The 13,072-nt window shown below is 60.7% G+C and carries 14 protein-coding genes; 10 read left to right on the forward strand and 4 right to left on the reverse strand.

From position 1 onward, the window contains the following. Positions 1-139 precede the first annotated feature (139 nt). The 5 genes from purU (at position 140) to bmt (ending at position 6,701) form a co-directional block, all read left to right on the forward strand. Positions 140-1,018, forward strand: a complete 879-nt coding sequence (gene purU, locus I4484_RS01135; protein ID WP_159555647.1) for a formyltetrahydrofolate deformylase — start codon at positions 140-142, stop codon at positions 1,016-1,018. A 23-nt stretch (positions 1,019-1,041) separates the two neighbouring features. Continuing rightward, positions 1,042-1,962: a bifunctional methylenetetrahydrofolate dehydrogenase/methenyltetrahydrofolate cyclohydrolase FolD gene (folD, locus tag I4484_RS01140; protein WP_159548134.1), complete on the forward strand. Its 921-nt coding sequence runs from the start codon at positions 1,042-1,044 to the stop codon at positions 1,960-1,962. 148 nt (positions 1,963-2,110) lie between these two features. Next, positions 2,111-3,670, forward strand: a complete 1,560-nt coding sequence (locus tag I4484_RS01145) for a trimethylamine methyltransferase family protein (protein WP_197449233.1) — start codon at positions 2,111-2,113, stop codon at positions 3,668-3,670. A gap of 120 nt (positions 3,671-3,790) precedes the next feature. Beyond that, a complete protein-coding gene (locus tag I4484_RS01150; RefSeq protein WP_197449234.1) occupies positions 3,791-5,464 on the forward strand; it encodes a BCCT family transporter in 1,674 nt (557 codons plus the stop codon). A gap of 211 nt (positions 5,465-5,675) precedes the next feature. After that, positions 5,676-6,701, forward strand: coding sequence for a betaine--homocysteine S-methyltransferase (gene bmt, locus I4484_RS01155; RefSeq protein WP_197449235.1), 1,026 nt, complete (start codon positions 5,676-5,678; stop codon positions 6,699-6,701). Here bmt and I4484_RS21015 read toward each other — a convergent pair. Further along, positions 6,691-6,909 carry a PLP-dependent transferase gene (locus I4484_RS21015; RefSeq protein ID WP_197449236.1) on the reverse strand — a complete coding sequence of 73 codons (219 nt, stop codon included), beginning with the start codon at positions 6,907-6,909 and terminating at the stop codon, positions 6,691-6,693. The two genes, bmt and I4484_RS21015, sit on opposite strands and share 11 nt — an antisense overlap. Positions 6,910-7,242: 333 nt before the next feature. On the opposite strand from I4484_RS21015, the gene I4484_RS01165 reads away from it, so the two are divergent. From I4484_RS01165 to I4484_RS01175, 3 genes are read left to right on the forward strand one after another with little or no spacing between them, the layout of a single operon-like run. Beyond that, positions 7,243-7,476, forward strand: a complete 234-nt coding sequence (locus tag I4484_RS01165) for a transmembrane sensor/regulator PpyR (protein ID WP_159548140.1) — start codon at positions 7,243-7,245, stop codon at positions 7,474-7,476. Between the two features lie 32 nt (positions 7,477-7,508). Continuing rightward, positions 7,509-8,216, forward strand: coding sequence for a succinate dehydrogenase iron-sulfur subunit (locus I4484_RS01170; RefSeq protein ID WP_159548142.1), 708 nt, complete (start codon positions 7,509-7,511; stop codon positions 8,214-8,216). Between the two features lie 42 nt (positions 8,217-8,258). Continuing rightward, the gene (locus I4484_RS01175; protein WP_197449237.1) at positions 8,259-8,717 is read left to right on the forward strand and encodes a 2-hydroxyacyl-CoA dehydratase; all 459 of its coding nucleotides are present in this window, start codon (positions 8,259-8,261) and stop codon (positions 8,715-8,717) included. Positions 8,718-8,828: 111 nt separating this feature from the next. Here I4484_RS01175 and I4484_RS01180 read toward each other — a convergent pair whose 3' ends face one another. Further along, positions 8,829-9,392: a YIP1 family protein gene (locus tag I4484_RS01180; protein WP_197449238.1), complete on the reverse strand. Its 564-nt coding sequence runs from the start codon at positions 9,390-9,392 to the stop codon at positions 8,829-8,831. A 69-nt stretch (positions 9,393-9,461) separates the two neighbouring features. After that, on the reverse strand, positions 9,462-10,025 hold the full coding sequence (locus I4484_RS01185) for a Yip1 family protein (protein WP_197449239.1): 564 nt from the start codon (positions 10,023-10,025) through the stop codon (positions 9,462-9,464). A 97-nt stretch (positions 10,026-10,122) separates the two neighbouring features. Here I4484_RS01185 and I4484_RS01190 point away from each other — a divergent pair, with 97 nt between their 5' ends. Both I4484_RS01190 and I4484_RS01195 read left to right on the forward strand, forming a co-directional pair. Beyond that, the gene (locus I4484_RS01190; protein WP_159548150.1) at positions 10,123-10,560 is read left to right on the forward strand and encodes a MarR family winged helix-turn-helix transcriptional regulator; all 438 of its coding nucleotides are present in this window, start codon (positions 10,123-10,125) and stop codon (positions 10,558-10,560) included. Between the two features lie 93 nt (positions 10,561-10,653). After that, entirely contained in the window at positions 10,654-11,811 is a 1,158-nt protein-coding gene (locus I4484_RS01195; RefSeq protein ID WP_159548152.1) for a cytochrome P450, read from the forward strand. A gap of 40 nt (positions 11,812-11,851) precedes the next feature. Here the strand turns inward: I4484_RS01195 and I4484_RS01200 are convergent, their stop codons facing one another. After that, positions 11,852-13,066 carry a cytochrome D1 domain-containing protein gene (locus I4484_RS01200; RefSeq protein WP_197449240.1) on the reverse strand — a complete coding sequence of 405 codons (1,215 nt, stop codon included), beginning with the start codon at positions 13,064-13,066 and terminating at the stop codon, positions 11,852-11,854. Positions 13,067-13,072 lie beyond the last annotated feature (6 nt).

Raw genomic sequence — 13,072 nt, forward strand, 5'->3', positions numbered from 1 at the left:
TTTTCAAACTTTTCCCTCGTGGTCGCTGCGACAACGTTTCGCGTCGCCTGCAGACATGCGCGCCGATGCCACCGGAGTAAATTGCGACGCATGCCTGAACAACTTCAACAACAACAGCCAAGTGACGCCGAGGTTAGCCATGTCCGCTATGATCGAAGGGAAGAATATTTACTTGCTGAAGGCCAACTGCAAGGGGGCCATCGGTACCGTTTCCCGACTTACTACCTACCTTGCCCAGCGTCACTGCTACATCATGGAGCTGGCCCAGTTTGATGAAATTGAAACCGGTAATTTTTATGTCCGCTGCGTTTTTTCCACCACACCTGGCATCACTCCCAAGTTGGAGGAACTCAGGACCGAATTCGGCCAGGGCGTTGCCGAGCGCGACGGCATGGAGTGGGAGATGCACGACACCCTGGCCCTGCCCAAGGTGCTGATCATGGTGTCGAAGTACGATCATTGCCTCGATGATCTTTTGTATCGACAGCGGACTGGCGAGATCAAGATGGAGATTCCGGCCATCGTCTCCAATCACCCCGACCTAAAGCGCCTCGCCGACTGGTATGAGATTCCTTTCTATCACCTACCCATTACACCGGAGACCAAGCAGGAACAGGAGCGCCAGGTACTCGACCTCATTGAGGAAACGGGGGCCGAGCTGGTCGTCCTTGCGCGTTACATGCAAATCCTTTCCTCCAACCTATGCGAGGAACTGGCTGGTCGCGCCATCAATATCCACCACTCTTTCCTTCCGGGCTTCAAAGGCGCCAAGCCCTATCACCAGGCCTTTGAGCGGGGCGTCAAGCTGATCGGCGCCACCGCCCACTACGTTACAACCGACCTGGACGAAGGGCCGATCATCGAACAAGTCGTCGAACGGGTCGACCACACCTACAGTCCTGCCCAATTGGCAGCCGTGGGACGCGATGCCGAGAACATGGCGCTGTCGCGGGCGGTCCGTTACCACCTGGAGCATCGCGTCTTCCCCAATGGCAACAAGACCGTCGTCTTCCGCTGAGGCGCCCGACAGGAGGAAAGACCATGTCCATCCTGATCGATGGCAAGGCCCACGCCGCTCGGCTTCGCGAAGAGATCGGTCGTCAAGTAGGCAGACTGCGTCAGCACGACCTGATCACACCCGGCCTGGCCGTGATCCTCGTCGGCGAGGATCCAGCCAGTCAAGTCTATGTGCGCAACAAGGCGACCCAGGCCCGGGAAGCTGGCATGTCCTCGTTCGAATACCGCCTGGCTGACAGCGTGCCCCAAATCCAGTTACTCGACCTGATCGAGCGGCTCAACTGCGATCCGGAAGTGCACGGCATCCTGGTCCAGCTGCCGCTACCGCCTCAGGTCGATGAGGCACGTGTAATCCAGGCCATCTGTCCAGCCAAGGACATTGATGGCTTCCATCCGATCAACGTGGGCAACATCGCCACGGGGGGATACGGGATGGTGCCCTGCACGCCACTCGGCTGCCTGACGCTGCTCAAATTTCAACTGGGTGATCTGAGTGGCAAGCGTGCCGTAGTGCTGGGGCGCTCCAACATCGTTGGCAAGCCGATGGCCAGCCTGCTGCTGAAGGAGCACTGCACCGTGACCGTCGCGCACTCACGCACACGGCAACTCGAGGAGGTGTGCCGTCAGGCAGACATCTTGGTGGCTGCGGTAGGCCGGCCGTGCCTGGTCAAGGAGGACTGGATCAAGCCCGGGGCCACGGTGATCGACGTAGGCATCAATCGCATCGAGGCCGATGGACGGACGCGGCTGGTTGGAGACGTGGACTTCGAAGGTGCCCGCAAGGTTGCCGGCGCCCTTACACCGGTCCCCGGTGGCGTCGGCCCCATGACCATCGCCTGCCTGTTACTCAACACCTTGGAAGCCACCTGCCGACAGCATGACATTCCCTTCCCCGACGACATCATGTCGCTGGCTTGGGGGAGCACGTCGGCCGAGATGGCCTAATAACCGTCATCGCCTATGGCGATGGCGCTGCACAGCGGTAGACCAGTCGGTATATGCGGGTCGCTGGATGAGCAATGCCAGCCTGTCGGTGCTCCGCATGTTGCCCTCTCTCCAACCTACTTTCTGCAAAACAAAGCCGGAGAACGCCATGGATTCCACCTCATCTCGCCGCCGTACCCGCACCGCTGGAAACGCCCGCCGCGCCGGTAGAGGGGCCACCGCCGTCTCGGTCCAGCCCTACGCCACACGCCAAATCCCTCACTTCGAAATCCTCGATCACGCGGGGCTCTCCCTCCTTGAGGAGAATGCCGACACCATCCTCGAGGAGATTGGCATCGATTTTCGCGACGATGAGGAAGCCCTGCAGATCTGGCGTGATGCCGGTGCCGACGTGCAGGGGGAGCGCGTACGCATGCCGCGTGGCCTGTGCCGGCGGCTGATCCAGGATAGCGCGCCTCGCCAGTTTACCCAGCACGCGCGAAATCCTGCACGCAATGTGGAGATCGGCGGGCCGCACACCGTCTACGTGCCTGCCTACGGCTGCCCCTTCGTGCACGACATCGACCGTGGAAGGCGCTATGGCACGCTCGAAGACTTCCAGAACTTCGTCAAGCTCGCCTACCTGTCACCGAGCCTCCATCACTCCGGCGGTACCATTTGTGAGCCAGTCGACCTGCCGGTCAACAAGCGTCACTTCGACATGATCTACAGCCACATGAAGTACTCTGACAAGTGCTTCATGGGCTCGGTGACCCACCCAGATCGCGCCCGGGACACGGTCGAGATGGCCAAGATCCTGTTCGGCGAACGCTGGATCGATCCCGACACCGGCAAGCCGCGCACCTGTGTGATCAGCTTGATCAACGCCAACTCGCCGATGACCTTTGATGACACCATGCTGGGTGCCGCAAAGGTCTATGCGCGAGCCAACCAGGCCTGCATCGTGACCCCCTTCATCTTGGCAGGCGCCATGTCACCGGTGACCGTGGCCGGCACCGCCGCCCAGACCCTGGCCGAGGCCATGGCCGGTATGGCCTTCATACAGCTGGTGAACCCGGGCGCCCCGGTGGTGCTGGGCAGCTTCGCCAGCTCCATGTCGATGCAGTCCGGCGCCCCCACCTTTGGTACGCCGGAGCCGGCGCTGGTGCTCTACGTCATGGCGAGCCTGGCCCGCCGCCTCGGAGTACCCTTTCGTTCCGGCGGCTCGTTCACCGCCTCCAAGTTGCCTGACGCCCAGGCCGCCAGCGAGAGTGCCAACACCCTGCTGCCCACCACCCTGGGCGGCGTCAACTTCGCGCTGCATTCGGCGGGTTGGCTGGAAGGGGGGCTGGCCATGGGTTACGAGAAGTTCATCATGGATGCCGACCAGACCGGCATGATGCAGACGCTGCTCAAGGGTGTCGATCTGTCGGAGAACGGCCAGGCCATGGACGCCATTCGCGAGGTCGGCCCCGGCAAGCATTTCCTGGGCTGTGCGCATACCCAGGCCAACTTCAAGGACGCTTTTTACCTCTCACTGATCGCCGACAACAACAGCTTCGAGCAGTGGGATGCCGACGGCCGGCTGGACATGGCCCAGCGCGCCAACGCCCGGTGGAAGAAACTACTCGCCGAATACGAGGCGCCGCCCTTGGATCCGGCGATTGACGAGGCTCTGCTCAACTACATGGCAACCCGCAAGGCAGCCTTCCCCGATTCCAATATATAGCCGCCAGCTAAACCACGATGCCAACCGGTCCCGCCAAGCCGGCTGGCGTCCCGACTGGAGGAGCCGAAGCATTGGCGATCATCACCGCAACGAGATAACAACAACTTGAGGAATCTGTAGATGAAAGAACCCATCTCACCACCCTCCGATGGAGTTCCAGCCCCCGAGGGCCCAGCCGACCTGATCGATACCGATTACGTGATCGGGCAGGACAACATCATCGGCGAGTTCAAGCTGAACCTGGACATCCACGGCAAGGTATTCGCCATCTCGGCCCTGGTCACGCTGTTCTTCGTCATTCTAACCCTGGCCCTGCACAGCGAAGTGGAGCCGCTGTTCACCGGGCTGCGCAACTGGCTGACCAGCCACCTCACCTGGTTCTTCCTGCTCTCCGCCAACATCTTCGTGGTGCTCTGCCTGGTGCTGGTCGTCTCGCCATTGGGCAAGGTGCGCATCGGTGGTGCCAACGCCAGGCCCGACTTCTCCTATTCGGCCTGGTTCTCGATGCTGTTCGCCGCCGGCATGGGCATTGGCCTGATGTTCTACGGCGTCTCGGAGCCCATGTCGCACTTCGCCTCCTCTCTCGGCGGTACCAGCCTGGACGGTGGCATGCGCAGCGACTGGGCACCCCTGGGCGCCGCCGTCGGCAACCCCGAGGCGGCGGCGCGGCTGGGCATGGCGGCCAGCATCTTCCACTGGGGCTTGCATCCCTGGGCGATCTACGCCGTGGTGGCACTGGCCCTGGCGATCTTCTCCTACAACAAGGGCCTGCCGCTGACCATGCGCTCGATCTTCTACCCCATGCTGGGTGAGCGCATCTGGGGCTGGCCAGGCCATGCCATCGACATCCTGGCGGTCTTCGCAACGCTGTTCGGCCTGGCCACCTCGCTGGGATTGGGTGCCTCCCAGGCCACGGCGGGGCTGGGTTACCTGTTCGGCACGCCGGGTGGGGATACCACCATGGTGCTGCTGATCATCGGCATCACGCTGATCGCTATCCTCTCCATCGTGGCTGGCGTCGACAAGGGCGTGCGCCGGCTGTCAGAGATCAACATGGTGCTGGCTTTCCTGCTGCTGGCGTTCGTGATCGTCGTGGGCCCGACCCTGGTGATCTTCACCGGCGTACTGGACAATCTGGTCGCCTACATCACCCACCTGCCGGCGCTCTCGGCGCCGTTCGGTCGCGAGGATGCCAACTTCAGCCAGGGATGGACGGCCTTCTACTGGGCCTGGTGGATCTCCTGGTCGCCCTTCGTCGGCATGTTCATCGCCCGGGTATCACGCGGGCGCAGCGTGCGCGAATTCATCATCGCCGTACTGCTGATTCCCTCGCTGGTTTCGGTAGTGTGGATGACCGCCTTCGGCGGCACCGCCGTCAACCAGTTGGTGACCACTGGTTTCGAGGGTGTCCAGGATGCGGCCCTGGAGCTGCAATTGTTCGTGATGCTCGGCGAACTGCCGCTGACCGCCATCACCTCCTTCGTCGGCATCGTGCTGGTCGTGGTCTTCTTCGTCACTTCCTCAGATTCCGGCTCGCTGGTGATCGATACCATCACGGCCGGCGGCAAGGTCGACGCCCCCAAGCCGCAGCGCGTGTTTTGGGCGGTGATCGAAGGCCTGATTGCGATTGCTCTGCTGCTCGGTGGCGGGTTGGTCGCGCTGCAGGCCATGGCTGTCTCCACGGGCTTGCCATTCACATTGGTGCTTCTCGCAGGTTGTTTTGCAATCGTTAAAGGTCTGCTGAGTGAGCATCGCTTGATTAATCCCAAGTATAGAAAAACATCGATCACATAATTGAGTTGTGATAGAGAAAGCCGGCTAGGAGGACTTGGAGTCCGCCTAGCCAGCTTATTTATCGATTTGTCGATTCATTAAGGGAGTGGTATCTGACTTTCTTGGTAGTGTCAGTGCGTGAATTACGATACGAAATATGTGCAGAAGTGCATGCATTAAAGAAGCGCTTCTACAGCGTTGTTGGTGGATCTAAGCTAAGGGAAAGATTGATATGGCTAGCTGTAATAAGCTCGAGCAAATTTTGACGTCTCGCGATTGGTTGCTGGCAGATGGGGCTACGGGGACCAACCTGTTCGACATGGGTTTGACGTCTGGCGAAGCACCGGAATTGTGGAATGAGCTCTACCCTCGGAGAATTGCTCGAATGTATACTCTAGCCTTGGAAGCCGGCAGCGATATTTTTCTGACTAATTCTTTTGGTAGTAATGCCGCACGGCTTAGGCTACATGGATCACAACACCGAGCTCGCGAATTATCTCGACTGTCCGCCGCCATCGCACGAGATGTAGCAGACCGCTATCCGCGCCCCATCGTTGTTGCAGGTTCTGTGGGGCCAACGGGTGAAATAATGTCTCCCTTGGGCTCGCTAACTCATGAGTTGGCAGTGGAGATCTTTCATGAGCAGGCTGAAGGCCTCAAGGAAGGTGGTGCCGACGTATTGTGGCTGGAGACCATGTCATCAATTGAAGAACTTCAGGCTGCGAGCGATGCCTTTAAACTGGCCAGTATGCCTTGGTGTGGGACGATGAGCTTTGATACGGCTGGGAGAACCATGATGGGTGTGACCGCTCAGAGCGCGATGGAGACGGTTGGTCAGATGCCTAACATGCCAGTAGCGTTTGGAGCGAACTGCGGCGTTGGGGCATCGGATTTGATGCGCACGGTCCTGAACTTTACGTCTCAAGGTAATGCAGTCCCAATTATTGCTAAAGGAAATGCTGGCATACCGGAATACTTCGATGGACATATTCGCTATAGTGGGACTCCTGAGCTCATGGCCGATTATGCGGTTCTGGCGCGGGACGCGGGAGCCAAAATAATTGGTGGCTGCTGTGGTACGACTCCGGAGCATCTCGCTAGGATGCGCGCAGCGCTTGAAGAAAGGCCGCGAGGTGAACGACCCACTTTGGAGCAGATTCGCAATGTGCTGGGTGAATTCTCCTCGGTCAGTGATGACCATGGTAAATCCCGGGAAGGACCTAATCGTCGAAATCGCCGAAGTAAATTTAACAAGTGATCAAGGAGCTGTAACCGGCTGATGTCGCAGTCAATGCACCCGGCAAGGTGCCTCCATAGACCTCGCCGAGGCAGACGATGCCGCGCTGCCCATGAGTCAACAGCAGGTCGCTGATGGCTCTCATGCCCGAAGAGAACGACCAGGCTGCCTCGGCATCCTCCAGAGCAGCTAGCGTCTCCTCCAGAGCGTATAGGGTGGATTCTGGCATAACGCGTGTAGAGCGGCCCTTGGCGACGCCCTTCGACTACCTCCAGCAAGGCTTTACAGACGCTTCACCCCAAACCTTGATCACGATCAGGGCAGTGATGCCAAGTGATCCGGGAGGTTTTCGAACTTGATCCCTACCGCTAAGGCCACAGGCGGTCATCAATATCATGAGGTTTTACGTGCTCTTGCCGCTTCGGCTGGCGACACTGGGAATACTCTTGCCGGGTTATTCGACGAGGCGTGGCGGCTATGCTATAAGAAGTATGTGAGATGCTTCTTTTGTTCGTAAGGGGTGTGAAGGTTGACGCCTGGAAGAGGAACGAGGAGGAGTGATATGCGGCGATACTTTGATGACCCCCAATGTGCCCATGCCCTGGGGAATGCTTTACTGCTTCTAGGGCTGGTATTGCTGGGTGTCGGTGTGACGGGAGGCTACCTCATCGACGGCCGCCTGTCGCTGATCGCTCAAGTTCTGGCTCACGTACTGATCATTCTCGGACCTACACTGGTGAAGCTCGGGTACATACTGCGCATCAATGCCCGACATCGCCTACATCTCACCTATTGAGATGCGTCCACCTGTCGGCAGGGAAAACCGCCATGTTTAGCGTCCGGCTCTATCGCTACCATCCCGAACACGACGCGGCGCCGCGTATGGAAACCTATGAGGTCGAGGAGCGATTCCGCTTAGCGATGGTGCTTGATGTGCTCGAATACCTGAAGCATCAGGACACGACTCTGACCTATCGACGCTCCTGTCGTGAGGGGGTGTGCGGCTCGGATGGCATGAACATCAACGGCAAGAATGGCCTGGCCTGTATTACGCCGGTCGCCGAGGCACTGAACGGCACCGATATCCTGATCTTGCGTCCCTTGCCCGGTATGCCGGTCATCCGCGACCTGGTAGTCGATCAAGCACAGTTCATGCGCCAGTTCGAGAAGATTCGCCCCTGGTTGATCAACGACGAGCCACCCATCGCCCGGGAACGCCTGCAGAGCCCCGAGGAGCGCGAGAAACTCGACGGGCTCTATGAATGCATTCTCTGCGCCTGTTGCAGCTCGGCCTGTCCGTCCTGGTGGTGGAACCCGGATAAGTACATCGGTCCTGCGGGGTTGTTGCAAGCCTACCGCTTTCTGATCGATAGCCGAGATACCGCAACCAGCGATCGCCTGGCCGACCTCGATGACCCCTTCAGCGTGTTCCGCTGTCGACAGATCGCCAACTGCACCTGGGTGTGCCCCAAGGGGCTAAACCCGTTGAAGGCGATCGGTCACATCAAGGCCATGCTGCTGAAACATGGAACCTGACACTCCTTAATGCGCCGCAAACTGTGGCAGGAGGCAATTCTCATGGCTTTTCGCCAAGTCAAGGATCTGCTCGTCTGGATACGCGATTTTCATGCTCGGCTGGGGGAGCAGTACGCCCAACTGGCTGAAGTACAACAGGATGAGCGGATGAAGTTGGCACTTGCGTTCCTTGCAGATCGTGAGAAGCGCATGTCGAGTGGCATGTTGGCCTATCTTGAGGATGGCCGCGAAGGATTGCTCACGACCTGGCTAATCGACAGCCAGGAATTCGGTCATCCTGACGTGCTGGAGCGGATACCTCGCTGCCTGGGCTGTCGCGATACCCACGACCTCCTCGCTAACGTGATGACCGCCCACCAGACGCTCAAGGACATGTACCGGTTGCGTGCCGAATTGGCTTCCATACCTGAGGAAGCTGAGCTGTTCGAACAGCTGGCCGAGCAGCAGGATGCAGAAGCCCGCCTGCAAACACGTGACTTCGCACGCCTCGAGATGTACTGAAGCCAGAGCACTCGCAGTGGGCCTGATGTGGCCCAGATAGGCCGCAGAACGAGAGCCGCATGACGTCCGAGCCCAGAGCTGGCCACCCACGGCGTGTCCAGCATGGGCAAGCTACAGCGCCCAGACCAGCGCCAACAGTATTCCCCACGCCATCAGCCCGAAGGCCATCACCGTGTAGGTGGCCGACATCACCATGACATCGTCCTCCTCGCGCTCGGCGAGCGCCTGCAGGCCGTGGTAGACCAGCCCGCACGACAGCATCATCGCCAGCAGCACGCCACAGACGATGAACACCATGTCGGGGACGAACAGCGTCAGCGAGGAGAACCACAGCGGCAGCGGCGCCATAGCGGCGAGGAAGTAGGCGTCGCGGTGGCTCAGCCGCAGGCGGTGGGCGCGCGCCACGCCGTGGATCAGCCAGCCCATCACCAGGAAGGTGAGCAGCTCGGCGGTGAAGAGGGCCGGCGCGATAATTGCCCAGGGGCGATCGGCCAGGCCGGGCAGCAGGGCATCGCCATGCCGGTAGATGGCGTAGTGCAGCATAACCGGCGGCAGCAGCGACAGCGGCAGTACCACGCGCAGGATCAAGGCATTGAGAGAAGGGCGCTCGCGTCGCAGTTGCTGCCAGCCTCCCTCTTGCGTGAAGGGAAGCTGCAGAATCAGGGAAATGTTCATGGTTTTGCCTTTGCCAGTGTTATGCCGTGTCGTTGTTACATGCAGTGCTGCTCATTCGCTGAAGAGGAATCAGTACGCCCAGACTATGGCCATCAGCAGTCCCCAGGCCAGAACACCGCCAGCCATGACGGTATAGGTCGCAGACATTGCCACGACATCGCTATCCTCGCGATGGCACAGGGCCTGCAGGCCGTGGTAAATCAGGCTGCAGGAAATCCCCAGGGCCACGATTGCCACCAGCGTGTTGAGCAGCACGCTAGGAATCAGCAGGGCCAGCGAGGCGGACCACAGCGGCAACGGCGCCAGGGCCGCAAGCAAGTAAGCGTTGTGGTAATCGATTGACATGTCATCGCTATTGACCACCGCATGAATCAGCCATCCCATTACGAAGAAAGTGAGCAGCTCGGCGAGAAACAGGATCGTGGTGATGTAACGCCATGGACGCTCACCGAACCCAGCAATGAAGGTGTCACCATAGTGCGTGCCGGCGTAATAGAGCAGCACGGGGGGAAGCAGTGACATGGGCAATACCACCAGCCAGACCAACTTCGGAATGGAGGGGCGTCCTTGACGCAGTTGCTGCCAGCCGCCTGCGCGGGTGAAGGGGAGCTGCAGAATTATCGCGAGATTCATGGCGGACACCCCAGTCGAGATTTTTATATCATGCTATGATATTGTTTATGCGCCAAATCGCAATATGTCAAGACTCACCTGTCAGGAGAGCGGCTCGATGTCCGAGCATGATTCATCTGAAGCGGTATCCAGCCCTTTGACCAAGCAGGATTTCGAGCGGCTTTCCCACTTTCGCCACCAGCTGCGCTGTTTCTTGCGGGTCAGCGAAGATATTTGCCAGCAGCATGGCCTCACCTCGCTGCAGTATCAGCTGCTGCTGCACCTGAAGGGGTTTACGGGGCGGGAGTGGGCCACGGTGGGGGAGCTCGCCGAACGGCTCCAGGCCAAGCATCACGGCACCGTGATGCTGGTCGATCGCTGCGAGCAGCTCGGCCTGGTGCAGCGAAGCCCCGGACGCAACGACCGGCGGCGCAGCGAAGTGCACCTGCTGCCGAAGGGGGCGCTGATCGTCGAACAGGTTGCCAGCGAGCATCAGCCGGAGTTGCGTCACTTGCAGGAGGAGTTCCAACTGCCCGGCTGGTCGGAGTCAGTTTAGGGCATCGTGCTGAAATCACGTTTCGTTTTCATGTGCCGCAGAGCGTGCTGACGATACCGGTACATGGTCCGTTGCTTGTATTGAGGAGAGAGTATGAATGACAGCCAACGTCAGGATTGGGACCCCCGCGCCGAGTCAGTGCTTGAAGATCAAATAACCGCCTACGATAGCATGCGCCGCCGCTGCCCGGTGGCCTACAGCGATTACCTGCAGTGGTCGCTGTTTCGCCACGAAGATGTAATGCGAGTGCTCTTGGATCACGAAACCTTCAGCAACGCTGCCAGTCACCATCTCTCCGTGCCCAATGCCATGGACCCGCCCGAGCACACGCATTTTCGGCAGCTCATCGAGCCTTATTTTCTCCCTGAGGCGATGGCGGCGTTCGAGCCGCACTGTCGAGAAATCGCCAAGCGCGTGGTGGCACGGCTGCCGCAAACGGGTGAGATCGAGGCAATGGCCGAGCTGGGGCAGAACTTCGCCTTGGAGATCCAGTGTGCCTACATGGGTTGGCCCGAGAGCCTGCATGAACCATTGCGTGACTGGGTGGAGCGCCAGCAAGCGGCAACCCTGGCAGGTGATCGCCAGGCTCTGGGTGAGTTGGCGTTGGAGTTCGATAGCGTGATTCGCGACCTGCTGGCTGAGCGTCGGACGGCCGGTGAGGCTGCGCCGGATGATGTCACCTCATGCATCATGAACGAGACGGTACAGGGCCGACCGCTCGCTGATGAAGAGATCGTCAGTATCATTCGCAACTGGACGGTGGGTGAGTTGGGTACAATCGCTGCAAGTGTGGGAATACTGGTGCGCTACCTGGCTGAGCATTCAACGTTGCAGGCCAGGCTGCGCGGAGAGCCGGAGCTGTTACCGACGGCCATCGACGAGATCTTAAGGTTGGATGCACCGCTGATATCCAATCGGCGCGTGACCAGGCAGCCGGTAGAGATTGGCGGGCGGCAGATACCCGCCGGGGAGCGACTGACGATTCTGTGGGGCTCGGCGAACAGAGACGAGGCGGTCTTTGGCGATCCGGATGAGCTTCGGTTGGATCGGGACCCCCAGACCAACCTGCTCTACGGTGCCGGCATCCATGTCTGCCCCGGCGCGCCGCTGGCACGTATGGAACTGCGCCTGATCATGGAGGCGCTTCTCGCCGGTACCCTCCACCTGGCCTTGATAGCCGACAAACCGGCGGTTCGGGCCAGATTTCCCGCTGGTGGTTACTCATCGGTGCCCATCAGGGTGACGCGCTGAATCATCGGCCGGTCCTCTGTGGCCGGCCGATCGGCATCGTTCATAGCCCGATCTGGTGGGCCCGATGGGTAAAGAAGATCCCGCTGGGTGATTCGGCCGGCAGTCTGGCCAGCTCCTCGAAGGTGCGGGTGTCGTAGACCACCACCTGGTTGCTGTCCCGCGCCGAGATCCAGATGTGCTCGCCGCGCGGGGTGAACTCCTTGTGCAGGATCGATTCCCCCGGCTCGAGGGTCTCGATCACCTCCAGGGTCTGGGTGTCGATCACCTGCACCCGGCCGTTGTCGGGGTGGGCGAAGGTGACCCACACCTGGCGCTCGTCGGGGCGGCTCATGACGAAGATCGGCTGGCCCTGCACCGGGATGCGTCCGACCAGCGACCAGTTGTCGCTGTCGGCCACCAGCACCTCGTGGCGCCCCACCGCGGGGAAGAAGGCCAGGTCGCCGGCCATCGCCCAGCCCTCCAGGTGCGGCATCTTGTAGACCGGCAGGCGCTCCTCGCCGCGGCCGTAGCCGGGCAGGATGCGCTCCACGCCCTTTTCGGGATGCCACAGGTCGAGCAGGGCCATGCCGTCCTCGCCGAACAGCCCGGCGATATAGTAGCGCCCGTTGCCGCTAATCAGGGCGTCGTACGGCTCCTGGCCCACGTCTCGGTGCTTGTCGAGCACCGGCTCGTCGCCGCTCATGTCCAGGGTCCAGATCTCACCGGCCTCGAACAGGCTGAAGACGAAGCGGTTGCCGGGCGCGTCGACCACGCCCACCACCTTGGCCTGGGCGATGCTGCCGTCGGCCTTCTCGTAGTCGGCCGGCACGTCGGCCACCAGCGCCAGCGTCTCGCTGTCGAACACCTTCACGCCGCCAGGCTCGTAGTTGCCCACCGCCACGAAGCGGCCGTCCTGCGAGATGGCGCCGCCGATGCTGTTGCCCGACTGGATGACGCGCCCGGCGATCTCCCCGGTCAGCAGGTCGAGCTTGGTCAGTCCGCCGTCGCGGCCGAAGACGAAGGCGTACCTGGCATCGCGGCTGAATTTCACCGAGGCGTGGGAGAGGTCGCCGAAGCCGCCGACGTGGCGCAGCACCTCGCGGCGGGTGGTGTCGACCAGCGCCACGCTGCCGCTGGCGCGCTCGATCACCACGCCGAGGTCGCCGGTGCCACGCAGCTCGCTGCCCGTGGCGGTCTCGGCGGCAGCCGGGCCGGTGGTGAACAGGGCCAGGCCAGCGGCGGCGAGCAGGCGCGTCATGGGGAGCGAAAGGGGCATGGCGAT

The organism is Halomonas sp. SS10-MC5 (assembly GCF_015992245.1).
In the GTDB taxonomy this organism is placed as follows: Bacteria; Pseudomonadota; Gammaproteobacteria; order Pseudomonadales; family Halomonadaceae; genus Halomonas; species Halomonas sulfidoxydans.